The sequence below is a fragment of the Borreliella sinica genome (genome assembly GCF_033969665.2).
Classification (GTDB): domain Bacteria; phylum Spirochaetota; class Spirochaetia; order Borreliales; family Borreliaceae; genus Borreliella; species Borreliella sinica.
This window is the reverse complement of sequence record NZ_CP179547.1, coordinates 1-18,191: the sequence shown is the minus strand read 5'-3', so window position 1 is coordinate 18,191 and position 18,191 is coordinate 1. Positions and strand designations below refer to the sequence as shown.

Here is an 18,191-nt window from a genome sequence, read left to right as displayed (position 1 = left end):
ATATAATTTTTAATTAGTATAGATATTCTAACTCCAAAGATTAACCTAAAAAGGTAAGACCTTACCCCCCAAGCAACAAAACTTTAACTATAAAAAATAAAACTATAAATCCAATTTCTCAAAAGAATAAAACTTTAAACCATTAAAATAAAACTTTAACTTTTTGTTTTTTTCACATAAAAGTATATAATGTTTATATGTTTTTATTCAACTTATTTTTTAAAGGCAAATCTGATAAACAGAAAAGTTTTTACAAAATAAATCCGGATGAATTCATTATGATTAGTGAACATCTTATCAATTCTACTAGCACTACTCACCAATTACTTGGAATTATTATGGCTTCTGGAATTTCATTAACTCATCTAAAAAATCAAAATATCAAAACTCCTTATAATTTCAAATCTGATATACTTTCTTATACATTGGACAACGGTTTACAAATTCAAACATATCCTCTAATTTGCTCTAATACAATTTCCAGATGTATTGAAAATCTAGACAAAGATAGACTACCATCTATTGATGCACGTAGAATTAATTATGTGGCAAACAATATATTTGGTTTTGGAATTACCACTAAACAATTAAAAATTGTTTACTCTTTGATTGCAAAGTCAAAAGCAACACTAAATGAAATCAAATACAACTCTAATTCACAAAACTTTTTCTTAGTTAAAACACCTTGTATATTAAATCTGTATCAAAAACTTAAGTACATTAAATCATACTCATCTTTAAAGCTGAACCGGAGCAATCTAAATCATTACCTAAACAGCGCTACCGGAATTAAACTTACTATTATAAATTTGATTTCAAATTTCTTTACCGAAAAGGAACCTTATAAAAATTTACATACTCTAAAACGATATATTAATGCGAACCTAAAAAATTTAGGAATCTACAAAAATACCAATAAATTGCAAAAACGAATTATATCTAAAATATTTTTTCTTAATTAATTGAGGTGAAAAATTTTTAGTGCGATTATGGAAAGTCAACTAAGCCAACTACAAAAACTATTAATCAAATTAGAAGCACTTACGTTTACAATAGGCCTAACAAACAAACAATTTAGTCAATATCCTCCAGAAACAATTTTGAAAGGATACAACGAACTAATTCAAAAATTCGAAATAGCTCAAGATACACCAAAATCATTAGAACCGATTTTCAGTGAACTGCTATTTCTATAATCTTTGATTTAGAAATAGCAGTTCACAACATTTTTTTGGTATTTGTCCCCCGGGGGACTTGAAATAGAGCGTTTAAAATGGGAATAAGGGCAAAAACCCTCTCTCAATAAATATGTTTTGATAAGCTAATTTTAGCGCAATTTTTTTACAAAAATTAAATAATAATATATTATTTTGTTGGGGATGATAATATTCACATCCTTATTTTCAGCAAAAAAAGCTTTACAAATATGATGGGTTTTTCCAGTTTTGAACAATTTATCGAGTAATAACAAAGAATACTCCACCTAAATTTCATAGAAATCATGGGTGGAAATGAAAATCTATATATAATATTTAATTTAATTAAATATTATATATAGATTGAATCTAATTAAATATTAGGCTATACTAAGGGTATACTATGCTTAAGGAGAATGTTTGTGAAGTATCATACAATTTGTAATATATTTATTTTTTTATTTTTAAATGCTTGCACCCCAGATTTTAAAACTAATCCATTTAATGATAAGAATTCAAAATCCAACACAGAAATGGCTTCCAATCAACAAGCAGAAAAAGAAAGAGCAGAAAGAGAAAGAGCAGAAAGAGAACAAAATAAAAAAACATTGCTTAATAATTTAATCAATTCAATAGAATCAGCGAATGCACATAAAGAAAAGTATATAAAAAAAATGGAAGAAGAGCCTGCAGACCAATACGGAATATCGGCCTTTAAAGACCTCCTTTGGACATCAAGTGAATCTGTAGCCAGTAATACCGAGAGATCTATAAGATATAGAAGACGTATTTATACTTTTTTAAGTCTTATTGATGATGACAAATTAAAGGAATTTGCATATATTTTAGATGTATCAAAAGCGTCAGTGAAATATTATGCTATCTTTAGCGATCTTGGGTATATTTTTGACAACGTGACTGATCACTTATACCCAAAAAAAGATGCTTTAGATAAACTAGATATTTCAGATTTAGAGAAACTTAAACAATCATTTGACACAATATTATCTACAATAAAATTTGTCTCAGAAACGTCAAGACAAATTTTATTAGATTATCAAGCTGATAAAAATCTTATAAAAAAAGATGTTACTAAGCTTGAATCTTATTTAGATACATTTTACGATCAAATGAGAGAAAAAGTTGTAGAAGCAAAAAAGCTAGAAGAAGACATATTATTAAGCAAAAGTTTTTAACAAATTCATCTCCACCCAAATTTCATAGAAATTATAGGTGGAGAATTCTTTGTTATTATCTTGTTAAAAATCCCTCAATTATCGAAATAATGAAAGGCCCGATAATAGCTATAGCAATAGGAACTAATATAATTGACACAATGGTTATTACTCTATTGCCTAAGTCAAGATTTTTGGATAATAATTGATTATTAATTTCCATTTTTTCTAATAAAAATTGATTATTAATTTTTAGTTTTTCATCAAGATTTTGTGCCAAACTAGCTATATCCTTTTGTAAATTCTTCTCTACATTATCTATTTTGGTATCTAAATTAGCTATATCCTTTTGTAAATTCTTCTCTACACTATCTATTTTAGTATCTAAATTAGCTATATCCTTTTGTAAATTCTTCTCTACATTATCTATTTTGGTATCTAAATTCTTCTCTACATTATCTATTTTGGTATCTAAATTCTTCTCTACACTATCTATTTTGGTATCTAAATTAGCTATATCCTTTTGTAAATTCTTCTCTACATTATCTATTTTGGTATCTAAATTCTTCTCTACAAAAGAGAGCTCAGTAATAAGATTTTCAAACTTTAAACCAAATTGCTTTTCTAAATTTTCTAAATCTCTATATGTAAGGTTATTGTGAAAATATCTCTTCGATAAATCTTGTGCTATTAAATGCTCCATGCCTAATCGAAGAAACTCTTTGTATATTTGCTCTTCAGTAATATTTGTTGTTGAAACTAATTCCATAATCACTCGCCTACTACTCAGTATAACATAAATTACAGCCAAATAACATCGTATTTTCAAAATCTCCTAAATTCTTTTCGGACTCGGCGACGAGGAGGCGGATTAATAAGATTGCCAATTTGATCTAATCTTTCCGCCTCTTTCTGCTTAATTCTAGCAATCCACTTGGTTATAATTCCCGAGGAATCCAAATCTTTAGAGTAAAACTTAAATACTTCTTTTTCCAAATCCAGTATCCGCTTATACAATTTTCTAGTAAATCTAATATCGCGCTCTCCAACCAAATAAGCTATGGTATGAATATAGAAAAATATACTACCCTTCGCAAACCTAAATTCGATGTAATAAGCTTTATTGAAAGTTTTGAATTTTTTTTTAGAAAATTTACAAACAGAAACATAATCGCTGTAAAATTTATCAAATTTGACCTTTTTGAATCCGTAAAACATTCCCAAAAATGCATCTCCATCTTTTACTGGAAACAAATTAATCCACTTTTTCTCCTTATTGAAAGAATTAATGAAATATACCGAAAGCTTATCTTTGCGAGCCTTGAAACCTTTCAGAATATTCATCAATCTTGTATGGTATATGGTTTTATCGCCAATAATGTCCTTTTTGAAAAAAGAGTGGTTCTCAAAAGCTACTTGCTTTCTATCAGGAACATCAATCTTTTCTCTAGGGTTTGTTTTTTTTACGATCCTTCTTAATACTCTAAATTTGATAAATTACTCCTTTCTAAGCGTTTTACTACCCACTCCCTCACCCCCTACCTGTACCACCAGGAACACCACCAGGATTCTTTTTCAAATTACCAATGAATAGATCCTTATAGTCTTTGAAAATTCTGGCTAATATTTTCTTAAGACTAGCATATCTTTTTGCCTTTAGAATGTATTCAAGGCCATCCACCTTTTCAATGGTAAACCCCAATTTGTCGTTATATTTTTTCTGGATCCACTCATCCAAGAACTTATACACGTACTCATAGTCTAAATCTTCTGGTTTCAAATTAGGAAAATTAGTAATGCTTTTGTCCTTAGCTTTGTTCTGTACTTCGGTGCTTTTGTAAACATGCCAAATTTTGTCCCGTCTTAGGTACATTTTTCTTGCTAAATGTTTAATTCTTATTTTCATTTTACCTCCTAAAGCCTATTGGCTCAAATTGCTTTTTTACTGATTCCAAGACCCTCAAGTGAAATTCCCTTGATTGACTTGAAACCTAAAGAGTCCTCAACAATGTTACTTTTCCCAAAAATGTTACCGCTATGCACACTTGAGTGACTTTTGTCCGGCGGCGCGCCCATATTTACACTATCTTGCTCATGATTATTTGATTCTCGTAATTGACAATTTGACGGTTCTTGCTTATTCGAATGAACTTGACAATTAATCCCCCCTCCATCCGCTCTCTACTACGATTTTCTCTTTCTCTAGCTTCCATTTCAAGAACTTTTTTCACATAATCACTAAGTCCAACCTTTTTCTTAACGAAATCTCTAAACCTTTCTCCCCAAATAAGCTCATAATCGCTAATGACTCCATCATTACGCTTCATCATCATCCAAACTTTGTACCGATAATTAGAGAACTGCTCCAAAAAGTGCTCAAGTACATATTTCAATTTGTTGTCCTTATGCTCATCTAAAGCTGTTTCCAAATTATTGAGCGCATTCAAGTAAGTTGACTCATTATTGCTAAGATCCTTTATCTTATACAGAAAATTATTTTCAATTCCACTTTTTTTCAACCTATCCTCAATATCTTTTTTTTCTAAAGGTTTATTGTTTTTTAGAATTTTTGAATTAATATTAGAATTCTTTGAATTCTTATACTTAATATTACTTATATTAGCTTTATTAAATACAGGCGACGGCGAGTGAGGCGACATTGTATTGACACGACTTGTAGTGTTTACATTTACAGAAGCAATGTCGCGTGAATCAACAAAACTTTCTGAAGAATTGTCAGAAAGTTTACTAGGAAATGTATTATTAGAAGGTGTATATGAACTGCATTTTTTTTGTAAAAAATTATTTTTAGAAAAATTATAAGAATTTCTAGTTTTAAACACGGCGTTTTTGATGTCCTCGTCAAAATCACCTACTATTTTCTTGTTGGCAAGTCTTTCCTCAAGTAGTCCAACTAGATGTTCCCAAATTATTTCTTTATGGTAAGCTGCAAGCTCCATGTTTTGAATATAATGAGCAACACTTCCGTGCCCAATTTTGTCTTTTCCGAATTTTCTAAGCTTAGTTTGAATCAGCCCAATCGAATTAAAGAAGTTTCAAGTCCCTCTGTACAGTGCGAATACTAGCAACTCTTTTGCCATCTTTTTCAAGAAGTTTCGCGACCATTTTGTAAATGTCACACGCTGAATAACGAGCAACTCCAAAAGTTTTGCGATAATCTTGATTTTTTGCACTAATCGCCCAATATACTTTCAAAAGCCTATTATATTGGCCTGAGCGCATTTTTCGGATTAAAGACTCAACGTAAGACACTTTTACAGTGTCTTTGCAAGTCTTGACGGCATTGTATGACACTAATTTGACAAGCAAATCGTGAACAATATATTTACCCGGTCTAGCTTTTTCTATTAGAATATTCATAAGATATTAAAATTATAAACCTTTATACACTAGCGAAAACGCTGGTGGTCAAAGGCTAAGTCTAGTTGCATATTGCAATTAGACTTTTACTTTTGTCCTTTACTATTCAAAATTTTGGGGCTAGGGTAATTTGCATTAAACCTCTCCACGAAAAATAGTATACAACAAACCAATATTTTTTATCAACAAATTTTTTAAATTTTTTGATTTTTAGCAAAAACGTTATACACTTTTGAATTACCCAATATGCTTTGTCATATTGGGTAGACGGGTTATGAAACCGGTCTAGCTAGGCCATATTTTATTTTTTCAAAAAAAGTAAAATATGGCTTTGTTTTTTAAAAAAATTAAAAAAAGAGGACTTATGGTAAAGTTCAAAAAAAAAGTAAATATTGTAGGCAGCATAATAGCAATGCTACTAGTATCTATTTCTGGAATTGGTACATATGCTTTCAAGGGGATTTTAGCAGACATTAAAGCTCAAGCAGCTAAAGTCAAGGCTGAAGTTTTCAAAGAATTTGAAAATTACTACAAAGTTGTCAAGGCTGAAGTTTTCGAAGAATTCGAAAATTACTATAATGCAAGGCTAAAAGCCGAATTTGAGGAGATGAAAAACTCAATCAAAGAAGACTTACAAAGAACTACAGATTTTGTAAACTTGGTAAACAAAGAAAATTTAGTTCTAGAAGTTAGAAACATTTTTGCAAAAGAACGTATCAAAATACAAGAACTGTTAAGAGAAGAAATAGAAAAAAATTTTAGAAAAATGAAATTGGAGAAACTCAATGAATAACAAAATGTTTTTGTGGATTTATAATTTTTTCTACAAACTGCTAAAAGACTATTTTCTAAAAAAGTACAAATCAGAATTGCTCGAAAGTGCCGAGTGTTTCAAAAATTCTTTCAAAGAAAATGTAAAAGAAGTTGAAATTCACCGAATTGCAGTGCCCTTGCAAATGAAATTCAAAGAACAAAATGAAATTATCTCTAAATTTGGGTGCTATTTCCTTTGCATTTTGTTCATTGGGTTTGTCGTAAAAGAAATCAAAAACAGTGTCGAAAAATGTTTCGATTGTTTTGAGATTGATTTACTTTTCAAGGGACTTGTAAGTAAAGGCTGCCTAAGAGGTGATAATGCGTTTGTAAATTCTCCAAACGCAATATTTACAAACTTAGGTATTGATGAGGATATTTACTTTGACGAAAAACATTATCCGATCTCTTATGTTCCATCAGAATCGGATATTTTGATCGCAAAGTACAAAGACACAAACTCTAGTTTGTATCATTTTGTAATTGTAGCAAACGACCAGAAAACCGTAATTTGGGACTCACTTGGTAATTCCAAAACCGTTTCCACAACGGACACCTGGAATCTTTAAGAGTATTTAAAATTCAAAACAAAGCTATTATAGAGCGCGTAAAGCGTAGGCTGGAATTTTACAGTGCAAAATTTAGAAATAATTTGGAGGTAGCGTAATGAACGCAATCAAAAATTTACATGAATTACTAGACGCAGTGGACGTCAAAAATAACCTTCTAAAGGGACTTGAAAACTCTTTTGGTAGAGAAAAATTAGACATTGTAAACGAAGGTATGGCGTTTACAAGCTCTCTCTTGAGGTTGGTCCTTTTCATCAAGGACAAAATTGAGAAAAACAATGAAGACAGGGCTGCTGTTGAGCAAATTGACAAACGCCTGAAAGACACTATTGAACTTTCAATACAAGCTTGTGAAGCTTACAGAAATTCTGGAGGTAGCTTTTGCGAATACAGAAAACTCATCAAGCTTCGAGACGAAATTACAAGAAAAATGCTAAAAGATTTACAAAATCAAGTACAGGAGGATTAACAATGGAAAAAATAAAAATAAAAATTAATTTCATAGGTATTTTTTTGGTACTCTTACTACTACTTTCTTGTGAATCAATACCATCGCTTCCCAAAAAACCAGCACTAACAAATATCGAAGATATTTCAAACCTAATTCTTGATGAGGCAGAACTTTTTAGATACGCAACATCGCTAAATGTTTGGCTTTTGACTGTAAAAGCCTACGCAAACAAACACTATCCTAATGACAAGTTTCCTGTGTTTGAAAATTTTGAGCCTGTAGTTGAAAATGAAAATGAACCCGATGACACTAATATGCTAAAAAATAGAATTGCATATTATAAGCGATACATAGAAAAAACTGAACCTATTGTATTCGCTTGCTACAAAAAGTACAGCAGAAGGTAAGGTTTACTAAATTGCAAGAACAAGACAATTCAAGTAAACAAATTGATGATACAATTTCAGAGCCTATTAATTCAAGCTTAGAAATTGTAAAAAACAATGAAATTGAAGAAATCTCAAGCCCAAAAGACGATACATCAGAAAATTGTACTTCTTTGGGGCTCGATATTGTATTCTACACGGATGAGGGTCAAATTTTTGAACTTACTCCTTTTGTTGACACTACAAGCATTGTATTAGAAAAAAAAATAGTCGACCCCCAAGCTTGAAAACAGCAGCAAGCAAGTTCAGTTTCAGTGTAAGTGGACTCTCAGAAGAGTTTTTGAATTTCTTATTTTTTAGAAACGAAGACATCTTTGTAAAGGTAAATGATAATGGTAAACCCGTTTTTAGAGGAATTTTAGAAAAATTTTTCAGCAGAGATCTCTTCAATAGCACCAAAAGTGTATCGTTTACGGTTAACGATTATTCAAGCCTGCTAAAGATTGCATTCGAAAATCCAGTTCAATTCCCAATCAATTTTGTACCAGACTGGCTTTTTGTATACAATCCTTTGGCAAAAGAACTTTCGCTTGTCCATCTAATAATAGAGAAAACTAAACTAAAAGACCTTATTGATGATGATGCTAGCGAAGCAATACTTGACAAAGTCCCCGCCGTGATCATTGATTGCGGAGAAGATGTAGAAACTATTTTGCAAGCCTTGTTGTATGAATTCGGTTATGCATATACTTTCTCTTCAATCGGCAAACTGAAAATTCTTCCAATTTGGAAAAGTGAAGTTATTACGAAAGAAATTGAAATTTGTACTGTGGATGCTGAAAGTTATGTTATGTCGAAAAGTAGCTCCAGTAGTTACGATTCAACTAAAGTTATTTGGAGAGAAGGCAAATTCCAAAGCAAAGAAGAAGCAATATCCAAAAAACGCCCACTATATTCAGCCCCAATCAATTTAGAAGATTTGTATGCACTTCGTGACGCTGGAGTTGATATTACAGACATTTTAGCAGAAGAAGCTGGTTTAGCTGGAGAGGCATTATACAGGGCTGCGAGTGAAGGACAAATAGGATTCGAAGCTCTAAGTAAGGCTCTTTCTAAAGCTACTAGTGAAGGTGGCAAATTTTACGGGAACACCGCTAAAGAAGCAAAAACTTTAGCTCAAGCTCAACAACAAACTGCTAAAATGAGTGAAAAGCTTTTCTTAGATATTGGGAAAGCTTTAGAGCCAATAATGATTGGCTTTGAAAAAATAAAACAGTTTCTTCTCAAAGCAATCATGGTTCCTTTGACAAAAGTGACTACAGCTACAATATACTTAACCACCAAATTGGGTGAACTTGTGGTATATCTTTCCGGCAAGTGGTTGGAAGGTGTAAAAATGTGGTTCAAGGCAATCTCCACACCCTTTGTCAAATTGTTTGAGGGAATCAAGTACGTATTCAACAAGCTAAAAGAACTTGCAAAATATGTTTCTAGTGTATTACCAGAGCGTTTCAAAAGTGCATTCGAACCGATCATCAAATGGTTTCAAAAATTGATTGACATGGTCGGCAAAGCATACGAAAAATTGAAAAATTTTGTTACTTTTTGGAAAAAATCTGAAAAGGGAAAAGACACTCCCAGTCCCGAACCCGAAAGAGACAAAAAAGTTGATCCAAACACAAAAACTGATTACAACAAACAGATGGAGCAAGACTACAAGAAATTGCAAGACGACATATTTGTAGCCCAAAGAAAAATTTATGATAAAGTTGGAGTGGAGCGAGAAAAAGCCTTAAAGGATCTTAAAAAAACAATCAAAACAAAAAATCAAGAATTTCTAAACACATACTCTAAAAATTTTACTGAGTTATCGGATGAAAACAAGAAAATTTTAGTTGGGGTTGAAAAATCAGTAAACGAATTCAATAATTCCAATTATGACTTTGTGAATGAGTACCAAGAATTACTAAAAGAAAAAGAAAGTCGTGAAAGAAAAATATTACTATCACTACCCCATGCGGATCAAGAAAGCGATTTACAAAAACTGAATGATGAAATCAATGCAAAAAACAAAGAGTTCGTAGTAAAATATGGAAAAAGTTTCACAACTCTAAACGAGTCTAACAGGAAAATTGTAACCGCACTTGAAAAGCAAGTTAACGAATTTGAAAAAGCTGCCTTGGATCGATCTTTTGTCGAGGCTCAAAAAGATTTGCAAAAAAAATACTAGCCTTAGAGTGGGAAACAATACTACTCCCAGCAAAAGAAAGAAAAAGTGCTGAAGAAAAGATGGCGTCCCAAATTCAAGCAATGTGCAAGAAATTCGTAGATGATCACAAAGCCAAATTCGATAAACTAAGTGAAACCAACCAAAACGCATTTAAACAAATAGCTGAGAAAGCTAAGAATACTGCAAAAATTTTATATGACAAGCTGTTAGAAAGTCTAGACAAATTTACGGAATTTACAGGCAAAATTTTGAATCAGGAAGTGGGAGAAAAAGCCGGCGCTGAAGGCATTGATTATGCTGCAGACAGCGCAATGAAAGGTGTAGTTGATTTTGGTAAAAATGCGCTGAAAGCTGGTGCAGCAGCCCTTGGTGGACCCATGGGTGAAGCTCTTGCAGAAATTGCCATACAAATAGGAGAGTTCCTCTGGGGCTGGTTCAAGGGTGCGGAAAAGGCTAGAATCAAAAAAATTGAAGAACAACGAGACAAAGATTTAGAAGAACTTGAAAAACGAAGCGAAATTGAACTAAATAAGCTTGAAGAGAAATTTGATGCAGAAATTGCAATGAGAAAAGAAAAATTGAGTGAATTAGATGATGAATACTCCAAAGAAATAGAATTTCTCAAACAAGCTCAAAGTAAAGGACAAATATCTGGTGAAGAATTTCAAAAAAGATTACACGACGTACAAACGGAATACAAAACAAAAAAAGATATAGAAACTACCAAACTTACTAAAGCTGAAGAGAGTAAGAAAATAGAATTGGAGCGCAAAAAGAAACTTTCCAACCTAGAGTCCGAAAGAATCAAAGCACAGGCCGAAGTCGACAAGGTAAAGACTAAGGATTACTATATGGCTCAGGAGTCTGATCTGAAAAAGACGCAGAAAATTTTAGAATGAAATACTAAAAAGAATTGCAACAGTAAAATCAGCCGGCTCCGTCGAAGAAATAAAACTTGCTCGTGGCGGTGCGCGATTTGTTTCAAACAAGCCAACATATATGCCAAACTCAGGTGTAATGTCTAGTGAGTTCGGCCAACCCGAATTAGTAAGAATCACTCCCGCACCAATAGATGAAAATCTACGCAAACTTGAAGCTAAAATCATTGCAGAAGAAATTGCCAAATTGCAAAAAAGCGAGAATAGAACAATTGTTCAAAATTTCAATTACAACTTCAATGGCGATGTGCTTGATGCTGAGAAACTAGTTAGAATGCTAAAATCAAAAGAACATTTGATGGGCTTCAGAATGGCAGAATGAAAAAATGTAAAAAAATTTTCAAATTACTTTGTATTTTACAATTATTAGTGTATAATTGTTGATGTTGATAGTTCGCAATTTATTGCTGAGCTTTCAACACCTTGAAAAAGGCCGTTAGCTTTTGCTAATGGCTTTTTTCTTGTGCTTTACTAATACAATCGAAATACTATTTTTACCTATTTCCATTATTGAACTTCAGACGCCTTGAAAAAGACTATTAGCATAAGTCAATGGTCTTTTTCTTCTATTATTTTTGGAACTATACTCCTTTGTAAGTTGCAATTAATTCCATTTTATGAGTATAATAGATTATTAATAAACGCTGGAAATAAGGAGATCAAAAAATGAAAATTGTAAAATCCAACCATAAACATAACCCTAATAAGAATAAATTACTTAGCAAAATTTGCAGACTGAAAAAAATAATTTCGGTTATTATTTACTTAAATAAAGAGTTTGAAAAAAAATACAATACCCCAATTAACAAAGAACACTTTACTTCCGAAAAAGCAAAAGAACTTCGAGTTCATCATCAAGGAGATATACTTCGTGTACTAAACTCGAATATATGCAAAGAAAATAAAAAAGAAACCACAATTAATACTCTAAGACTGGATTTAAGATTTTTAGTTAAGCTAAAAGCATTAGAAAAAAGAATATTAACATTTTCAAATAACTTTGGAGAATTTAAAGGAAAACTTTGCATATATAAAGTGTCACCTATTGCACATAAATTGATTAATGCATATTCTAATAACACTAAAGCAGACTTAATTAAGAAAGTAAAGGAAGAAAAAGATGTTTTAAAGAAAGAAAAAGGAGGTTTTGAATCTCAAAATATCACTGAAAATACCACTGTATATAATAAAGAGTATATAAATATATATAATAAGAATTCTATAGAAAACCTTTTCTTTAAAAGAATTAAATCAATAGCTTCTTGTACCAAAAATCCAATTGCAACACTAAAAAACACCTTACTAAACTATAAAGATTTTAAAAATTATCTAAAATATGATTATGCGGTTGAAGATATTAAAGAATTTTTCCTATCGAAACTAAATCTTTATAAAGATAAAATTCATTTTATGAGAAGAGCTGCACCTTATAAAACGGATTTCTACATTCTTGCAGGAGAATTTAAAGATGATTACACTACTAAATGGATAAAAAATAAAACAACTAGTTTTTCAGGACATGCTGGCATAATAGCCAACAATATTTTAGCTAACATTTTGAAAAAAGGACTATAATTTGAGTAGATTACTTGAAAAGCTGAAACAAAAAAAAGATTCAATAAAGATTGGCGACATTTCAATCAAAAAAGATGCTTTTAGCAAAATAGAAGAAATAGACAGCAAAAAAGTATATTATACAAAAATATTTAAGCACCTAGTTAGATACAAAGTTTCAAAAAAAGCACAAAAATTAAGAATTGTATTTCAATCAATAAAAGACAATGAAAAAAAATATTATTCTCTTAATCTTTTCTCATTAAAAAAAGATGACAAATTTTTAGGAATAAAATATGGCTGGGATAAACTTAAAAAACCTTTTATTCTCAAAGAAAGAGATAATAAAAGTTATATGATACAAAAACTATATCATATAGAATTTAAATTCAAAAAAGGATCTATTAAGTCTTACATATTGTCTTTAAGAACTTTGTTGAGGAAAAAAGAAAAAGAAACCACAGAGTACTATCAGTTTACGCTAAATCATTTAGAAAAAATGGAAAGCAAAGTATATAAATTTTACAATAAAAAATTACCAAATGGAGGAATTTTGAAAAAATGGATATTAAAAAACCAGTTATAATAACAATGGCATCAATTAAAGGCGGAGTTGGCAAAAGTACACTTTCTATACTTTTCTCACATGTTCTAAAAGAATCGGGCAAAAAAGTACTACTAATTGACTTAGACCCACAAAACTCTTTAACCTCCTATTTTCATAGACATGTTAATAACATTGAAAAATATAATGTTTATAACATTTTAAAAGGAAATATCAATTTTAATGAGTGTGTTAATAAAATTAACGACTATATATCTATAATTCCTTCTCATCCTGTTTTAGAAAACTTCAATGCAGAAATCGTAGATTTTAAGGAAATTGTTTTGGAATACTACTTAAATGAAAATATGCAACAGTGCAATTTTGATTATATTATAATAGATACTTCTCCTAATTCAGGGTATCTTTTGAAGAATGCGTTGAATGCGGCAAATTATATTGTAATTCCAGTTCAAATAGAATTATGGTCGTTAGAAAGCTTTACTATGTTAATCAACTCAATAAATAAAATATCGAAATTCAGAAATAAAGTATACAATATTTCCATTGTCGAAAACCAATTCATAAAAAACAGAAATATAATAAAAGAATTAGAAAGCTTGCTTCATAAAAAATATAAAGAATATGTCAAAGGCAAAATTCACTATTCAAATGGAATAAAGATTTTCATAACCAAGCGAGAGGAGCCCGCCATAAAAGAGACATATTATGAAGAAACAAAAAGTGCTTTGAAAAATATTTTTTCTGTGTAGCTAACATTTGAATATGGTGGGTTTAGAAAATAATCGTCCGGAGACTGGACGACAGTTTTTGACACAAATAAAAAAAGGATATAAAAATGGGAAATAAATCAAAAGAAAAAGAAAAAGAGATAACTTTATATGAACGAGGTGAAATCCTATCAGATGAAGAATTAAGCTCAGATAATAGTAAAGATAGAGAACTAATAAATTACAATGAACTAAAAGAACAGTTAAAATTTAATTTAGTGTCTGATGTTAATAATAAAATTCAAAGGATGAAAATTTTATATGAAATTAAGCAAAAAGGTCTGTATAAATACGATAATTTTTCTAGTTTTGAGCAATTTTTAAAATCCTATGTGATTGCTAAAAGCCAAGCGTACACATATTTGAAAATTTACGAAAAAGTATTAGAAGGGGTTATTTCCATAGAAAAAGTTAAAAAAATGGGCATAGAGGCTACATATAAAGATATACGAAAAAACAAACCGATTCATGCATCTAAAGAAGATATAGAAAAAGATGATAATAGTCAAAATATACCTATCAGAATCCTAATCAAAGACAAAGAAGTTTATGATTTTTGTAAAAAAGATACCAAAAGAATAAATTTTTTTTTAGAAAAAATTATTAAGGAGAAAAAAAACATCTTGTCAGATCTTATTATTGAGTATGAAAACCGCAAAAAATGTAAAAATAAAAATTACCATCCCCTTGATTAAAATTGAATAATATATTATCCTCCTATTGAGGATGATAATTTTCGCATCCTTATTTTCAGCAAAAAAAGCTTGCCCATAGTGATTAATTTTGTAGCTACTAAAGAAGTCACTATGGGCAAGTGTTGTTATCCGACCGTCGTGATCTACTATTTTTACGGTCAAAGATTTAGAAATAGTAGTTTACTAGGTAAACACAAAAATGTAAAATGCTACTATGAAAACTAAAAATTTTGTAAAAAATAATTCTTTAGCAGCATTAGCCCAAAAATTAGCAAAGGATGCTCTAGCCAAAGAAGAAGAGAAAATCCAAAAAACCCTAAGAAATATTCTATATGAGAGGCCCGACGACTCCATAGTATTTAGAATTGCAAAAAATATATATGAAAAAGAATTCAAAGCAAAGGGCAAAGAGATTTCTAGGTCTATTTTAGCTAGCGTTTTTGAAGAATCTATTATTTTTATTTTAAGAATATTTTTTATATTTCTAAAGGAAGTTGATAGTTTAGCTCTTTGTAGCGCATGGATTGATGTGAACTACTATTTCTATAATCCTTGATTTAGAAATAGTAGTTCACTAAGTTAGATTGAAAGATTAGTTTCTTTCTGGAGTCAGCAGTAAGAGATTTGCCCGTTGGGGGCTTTTTTTGTGTTTACTAGATTGTAAAAATTATCCGACTTTGACAAAAAATTACAAATAATTCTCCACCTAAATTTCATAGAAATCATGGGTGGAAATGAAAATATATATATAATATTAAATTTAATTAAACATTATATATATATTGAATCAATTTAAATATTAAGTTATACTAAAGAGCGTGCTATATGCTTAAGGAGAATGTTTGTGAAGTATTATACAATTTTAAATATATTTATTTTTTTATTTTTAAATGCTTGCACCCCAGATTTTAAAACTAATCCATTTAATGATAAGAATTCAAAATCCAACACAGAAATGGCTTCCAATCAACAAGCAGAAAAAGAAAAAGCAGAAAAAGAAAAAGCAGAAAAAGAAAAAGCAGAAAAAGAAAAAGCAGAAAAAGAAAAAGCAGAAAAAGAAAAAGCAGAAAAAGAAAAAGCAGAAAAAGAACAGGCAGAAAAAGAACAGGCAGAAAAAGAACAGGCAGAAAAAGAACAGGCAGAACGAGAACAAAATAAAAAAACATTGCTTAATAATTTAATCAATTCAATAGAATCAGCGAATGCACATAAAGAAAAGTATATAAAAAAAATGGAAAAAGAGCCTGTGGACCAATACGGAATATCGGGCTTTAAAGACCTCGTTTGGACATCAAGTGAATCTGTAGCCAGCAATACCGAGAGATCTATAAGATATAGAAGACGTATTTATACTCTTTTAAGTCTTATTGATGATGACAAATTAAAGGAATTTGCATATATTTTAGATGTATCAAAAGCGTCAGTGAAATATTACGCTATCTTTAGCGATATTGGGCATATTTTTGACAACGTGACTGATCACTTATACCCCAAAAAAGATGCTTTAGATAAACTAGATATTTCAGATTTAGAGAAACTCAAACAATCATTTGACACAATATTATCTACAATAAAATTTGTTTCAGAAACGTCAAGACAAATTTTATTAGATTATCAAGCTGATAAAAATCTTATAAAAAAAGATGTTACTAAGCTTGTATCTTATTTAGATACATTTTACGATCAAATGAAAGAAAAAGCTGTAGAAGCAGAAAATCTACAACAAGACATATTATCAAGCAGAAGTTTTTAACAAATTCATCTCCACCTAAATTTCATAGAAATCATGGGTGGAGATGAATTTGCAACGTGAGTTAAAATATAATATATTGAAGGGGGGTGAACTGCTATTTCTAAATCAAAGATTATAGAAATAGCAGTTCACTAGCAAGTTATTATTTACATCCCGATTTTGAAGCAAGGAAGTCGTTTAAAATTTGTTTTAACAAAAAATAACAAAGAATTCTCCACCTATAATTTCTATGAAATTTAGGTGAAGATGAATTTGCAACGTGAGTTAAAATATAATATATTGAAGGGAAGTGAACTACTATTTCTAAATCAAAGATTATAGAAATAACAGTTCACTAGCAAGTTATTATTTACATCCCGATTTTGAAGCAAGGAAGTCGTTTAAAATTTGTTTTAATATTTGTTTAACTGTATTTACGTTGTCTTCAGAATAGGATTCTTGGAACTTCTCTTTAGCTTTGTCTCCATATTTTCCAGAATTGATCTTATCAAGCCTATTAAAAATACCAAACGGTTTGCCATTTATAAGCTCAATTATATAATTGAGCTTATAATTAGAAATTGTATTTACATAATATATACAGTTATATTTAAAAAGGTAGCCTATAACATCAAGAGCATCTAAAAATACATCTTTTTCTTTAGTCCCAATTTTTCTTAAACATCCCCTAATTTGTGGGGCAAATGCAAAAAGGATGCTTTTATTCTCCTCACTTTTGAAATCGTATTTATCTAATCTTTTGTCAATTAAATTAAAGTCTTCTATAGAAAAGGCTTTTTTAGCTTTTGCATAATTCTTTTCTATACTTTTTTTTGATGCTTGTCCATGGTAGCATCCAAATTAAATAATAAAAATAAAAATAAAAATAAACTTATTTTTATCATATCTATTCCTTAGCTTTAGAATTTACTACTTAATCTTTAGGTAAGTCAGCTATAATTTGTTTTAATGTTTTTTTTACCGTATTTATTTTGCTTTTATCAAAGTAATTTTCGTCAAACTTCTCTCTAGCTTTGTTTCCATATTTCTCAGCATAATCAATTTTATCTGAATCTAGTTGTATCAAATAATCAAAAATTTGATCCGGATCCCCCTTTATAAGTTTGAAAATTGGGTCATATGACTCTAATTTTAGATATTTGGAATCTATTAATTTATTTTTTATAAGGTATCCCATGACATCAACAGCATCTAAAAAAACACCTTTTTCTTTAATTTCGATTTCCGATAAACTAACTTTAATTGTTGGGGTAAATAAAAAAAATACGCTTTTTTCGTACTCGTCTTGAAAATTGTATTTGTCTAATTTGTTTTTAATTAAAATAATTTCTTCTTTTGAAAGATATTTTTCAGCTTCTGCGTAATTGCTTCTTGCCCATTTTTTCTTTTTCTCTATCCATGTTGGCATATAAATTGGATAGCAAATTGAAAATTAATATTAATGTGAATATTTTTTTCATATTAATATTCCTCCTAATAATTAAAGTTTTAATATTATAATATTAATGCAATTTCTGGAGTTTTTTTGGGGAAAATGAGATTTTTCAATATAGTTTTCTTTTTGGAAAAAATATCATACAATAATTAGTATTCTTTTTCAATAATTTGCGATCCTTCAGCAATTGAAGAGATAGCTTTGGAGAGACGACCTTTTCAAATAAGCTTATTATTAATAGACAGGTTGTCTCATACTTTATACTAAATAATAATAATAT

General features: G+C 30.0%; 19 protein-coding genes and 3 pseudogenes. 15 read left to right on the top strand and 7 right to left on the bottom strand.

What is annotated here, in order from left to right:
* Nucleotides 1-197: 197 nt before the first annotated feature.
* The 3 genes from QIA41_RS04960 (at nucleotide 198) to QIA41_RS04950 (ending at nucleotide 2,392) form a co-directional block, all read left to right on the top strand.
* Nucleotides 198-962 (top strand): hypothetical protein, encoded by a 765-nt coding sequence (locus QIA41_RS04960; protein WP_418909375.1) that lies wholly within the window; start codon nucleotides 198-200, stop codon nucleotides 960-962.
* Between the two features lie 27 nt (nucleotides 963-989).
* The gene (locus tag QIA41_RS04955) at nucleotides 990-1,196 is read left to right on the top strand and encodes a hypothetical protein (protein ID WP_418909374.1); all 207 of its coding nucleotides are present in this window, start codon (nucleotides 990-992) and stop codon (nucleotides 1,194-1,196) included.
* 422 nt (nucleotides 1,197-1,618) lie between these two features.
* Nucleotides 1,619-2,392 (top strand): CRASP family complement regulator-acquiring lipoprotein, encoded by a 774-nt coding sequence (locus tag QIA41_RS04950; RefSeq protein WP_418909373.1) that lies wholly within the window; start codon nucleotides 1,619-1,621, stop codon nucleotides 2,390-2,392.
* A gap of 55 nt (nucleotides 2,393-2,447) precedes the next feature.
* Here the strand turns inward: QIA41_RS04950 and bdr are convergent, their stop codons facing one another.
* The 5 genes from bdr to QIA41_RS04925 all read right to left on the bottom strand — a co-directional run bounded on the left by bdr (nucleotide 2,448) and on the right by QIA41_RS04925 (nucleotide 5,752).
* The gene (bdr, locus tag QIA41_RS04945) at nucleotides 2,448-3,140 is read right to left on the bottom strand and encodes a Bdr family repetitive protein (protein WP_418909372.1); all 693 of its coding nucleotides are present in this window, start codon (nucleotides 3,138-3,140) and stop codon (nucleotides 2,448-2,450) included.
* A 56-nt stretch (nucleotides 3,141-3,196) separates the two neighbouring features.
* Nucleotides 3,197-3,715 carry a DUF226 domain-containing protein gene (locus QIA41_RS04940; RefSeq protein WP_418909371.1) on the bottom strand — a complete coding sequence of 173 codons (519 nt, stop codon included), beginning with the start codon at nucleotides 3,713-3,715 and terminating at the stop codon, nucleotides 3,197-3,199.
* Nucleotides 3,716-3,902: 187 nt separating this feature from the next.
* Complete coding sequence (locus QIA41_RS04935) at nucleotides 3,903-4,277, bottom strand: hypothetical protein (RefSeq protein WP_418909370.1); 375 nt, start codon at nucleotides 4,275-4,277, stop codon at nucleotides 3,903-3,905.
* A gap of 172 nt (nucleotides 4,278-4,449) precedes the next feature.
* Nucleotides 4,450-5,367: a plasmid maintenance protein gene (locus QIA41_RS04930; RefSeq protein ID WP_418909377.1), complete on the bottom strand. Its 918-nt coding sequence runs from the start codon at nucleotides 5,365-5,367 to the stop codon at nucleotides 4,450-4,452.
* A gap of 49 nt (nucleotides 5,368-5,416) precedes the next feature.
* Entirely contained in the window at nucleotides 5,417-5,752 is a 336-nt protein-coding gene (locus QIA41_RS04925) for a plasmid maintenance protein (RefSeq protein WP_418909369.1), read from the bottom strand.
* Nucleotides 5,753-6,116: 364 nt separating this feature from the next.
* Here QIA41_RS04925 and QIA41_RS04920 point away from each other — a divergent pair, with 364 nt between their 5' ends.
* From QIA41_RS04920 to QIA41_RS04865, 12 genes and pseudogenes are all read left to right on the top strand, one after another.
* Nucleotides 6,117-6,545 (top strand): hypothetical protein, encoded by a 429-nt coding sequence (locus tag QIA41_RS04920; RefSeq protein ID WP_418909368.1) that lies wholly within the window; start codon nucleotides 6,117-6,119, stop codon nucleotides 6,543-6,545.
* Nucleotides 6,538-7,134 carry a DUF261 family protein gene (locus tag QIA41_RS04915; protein WP_418909367.1) on the top strand — a complete coding sequence of 199 codons (597 nt, stop codon included), beginning with the start codon at nucleotides 6,538-6,540 and terminating at the stop codon, nucleotides 7,132-7,134. The genes QIA41_RS04920 and QIA41_RS04915 overlap by 8 nt, the downstream gene beginning before the upstream one ends.
* Before the next feature lie 97 nt (nucleotides 7,135-7,231).
* On the top strand, nucleotides 7,232-7,603 hold the full coding sequence (locus tag QIA41_RS04910) for a hypothetical protein (protein WP_418909366.1): 372 nt from the start codon (nucleotides 7,232-7,234) through the stop codon (nucleotides 7,601-7,603).
* Between the two features lie 2 nt (nucleotides 7,604-7,605).
* Nucleotides 7,606-7,992, top strand: a complete 387-nt coding sequence (locus tag QIA41_RS04905) for a BBA14 family lipoprotein (RefSeq protein ID WP_418909365.1) — start codon at nucleotides 7,606-7,608, stop codon at nucleotides 7,990-7,992.
* A pseudogene (locus tag QIA41_RS04900) lies at nucleotides 7,955-8,944 on the top strand (right-handed parallel beta-helix repeat-containing protein); the annotation flags it as partial. The gene QIA41_RS04905 and the pseudogene QIA41_RS04900, both read left to right, overlap by 38 nt.
* Nucleotides 8,933-11,461: pseudogene (locus QIA41_RS04895) on the top strand (tape measure protein); the annotation flags it as partial. The pseudogenes QIA41_RS04900 and QIA41_RS04895, both read left to right, overlap by 12 nt.
* A 344-nt stretch (nucleotides 11,462-11,805) precedes the next feature.
* Nucleotides 11,806-12,714: a plasmid maintenance protein gene (locus QIA41_RS04890; RefSeq protein WP_418909364.1), complete on the top strand. Its 909-nt coding sequence runs from the start codon at nucleotides 11,806-11,808 to the stop codon at nucleotides 12,712-12,714.
* A gap of 1 nt (nucleotide 12,715) precedes the next feature.
* Nucleotides 12,716-13,279 (top strand): DUF226 domain-containing protein, encoded by a 564-nt coding sequence (locus QIA41_RS04885; protein WP_418909363.1) that lies wholly within the window; start codon nucleotides 12,716-12,718, stop codon nucleotides 13,277-13,279.
* Nucleotides 13,255-14,010, top strand: coding sequence for a ParA family protein (locus QIA41_RS04880; RefSeq protein WP_418909362.1), 756 nt, complete (start codon nucleotides 13,255-13,257; stop codon nucleotides 14,008-14,010). The genes QIA41_RS04885 and QIA41_RS04880 overlap by 25 nt, the downstream gene beginning before the upstream one ends.
* An 86-nt stretch (nucleotides 14,011-14,096) precedes the next feature.
* Nucleotides 14,097-14,723, top strand: coding sequence for a chromosome replication/partitioning protein (locus QIA41_RS04875; protein ID WP_418909361.1), 627 nt, complete (start codon nucleotides 14,097-14,099; stop codon nucleotides 14,721-14,723).
* Nucleotides 14,724-14,937: 214 nt separating this feature from the next.
* A pseudogene (locus QIA41_RS04870) lies at nucleotides 14,938-15,201 on the top strand (hypothetical protein); the annotation flags it as partial.
* A gap of 366 nt (nucleotides 15,202-15,567) precedes the next feature.
* Entirely contained in the window at nucleotides 15,568-16,476 is a 909-nt protein-coding gene (locus tag QIA41_RS04865; protein WP_418909360.1) for a virulence associated lipoprotein, read from the top strand.
* A 345-nt stretch (nucleotides 16,477-16,821) separates the two neighbouring features.
* On the opposite strand, the gene eppA (QIA41_RS04860) is transcribed toward QIA41_RS04865, so the two are convergent.
* Complete coding sequence (gene eppA / locus QIA41_RS04860; protein ID WP_418909376.1) at nucleotides 16,822-17,241, bottom strand: exported protein A EppA; 420 nt, start codon at nucleotides 17,239-17,241, stop codon at nucleotides 16,822-16,824.
* 148 nt (nucleotides 17,242-17,389) lie between these two features.
* Complete coding sequence (gene eppA, locus QIA41_RS04855; RefSeq protein WP_418909359.1) at nucleotides 17,390-17,884, bottom strand: exported protein A EppA; 495 nt, start codon at nucleotides 17,882-17,884, stop codon at nucleotides 17,390-17,392.
* Nucleotides 17,885-18,191: the final 307 nt, after the last annotated feature.

Excerpts from the sequence above, each read along its gene's own strand:
- QIA41_RS04925 (WP_418909369.1), bottom strand. The coding sequence starts at position 5,752 with ATGAATATTCTAATAGAAAAAGCTAGACCGGGTAAATATATTGTTCAC.
- QIA41_RS04890 (WP_418909364.1), top strand. The coding sequence starts at position 11,806 with ATGAAAATTGTAAAATCCAACCATAAACATAACCCTAATAAGAATAAA.
- QIA41_RS04880 (WP_418909362.1), top strand. The coding sequence starts at position 13,255 with ATGGATATTAAAAAACCAGTTATAATAACAATGGCATCAATTAAAGGC.
- eppA (WP_418909359.1), bottom strand. The coding sequence starts at position 17,884 with ATGCCAACATGGATAGAGAAAAAGAAAAAATGGGCAAGAAGCAATTAC.
- QIA41_RS04955 (WP_418909374.1), top strand. The coding sequence starts at position 990 with ATGGAAAGTCAACTAAGCCAACTACAAAAACTATTAATCAAATTAGAA.
- QIA41_RS04910 (WP_418909366.1), top strand. The coding sequence starts at position 7,232 with ATGAACGCAATCAAAAATTTACATGAATTACTAGACGCAGTGGACGTC.
- QIA41_RS04960 (WP_418909375.1), top strand. The coding sequence starts at position 198 with ATGTTTTTATTCAACTTATTTTTTAAAGGCAAATCTGATAAACAGAAA.
- QIA41_RS04935 (WP_418909370.1), bottom strand. The coding sequence starts at position 4,277 with ATGAAAATAAGAATTAAACATTTAGCAAGAAAAATGTACCTAAGACGG.
- QIA41_RS04875 (WP_418909361.1), top strand. The coding sequence starts at position 14,097 with ATGGGAAATAAATCAAAAGAAAAAGAAAAAGAGATAACTTTATATGAA.
- QIA41_RS04905 (WP_418909365.1), top strand. The coding sequence starts at position 7,606 with ATGGAAAAAATAAAAATAAAAATTAATTTCATAGGTATTTTTTTGGTA.
- QIA41_RS04920 (WP_418909368.1), top strand. The coding sequence starts at position 6,117 with ATGGTAAAGTTCAAAAAAAAAGTAAATATTGTAGGCAGCATAATAGCA.
- QIA41_RS04915 (WP_418909367.1), top strand. The coding sequence starts at position 6,538 with ATGAATAACAAAATGTTTTTGTGGATTTATAATTTTTTCTACAAACTG.
- QIA41_RS04940 (WP_418909371.1), bottom strand. The coding sequence starts at position 3,715 with ATGAATATTCTGAAAGGTTTCAAGGCTCGCAAAGATAAGCTTTCGGTA.
- bdr (WP_418909372.1), bottom strand. The coding sequence starts at position 3,140 with ATGGAATTAGTTTCAACAACAAATATTACTGAAGAGCAAATATACAAA.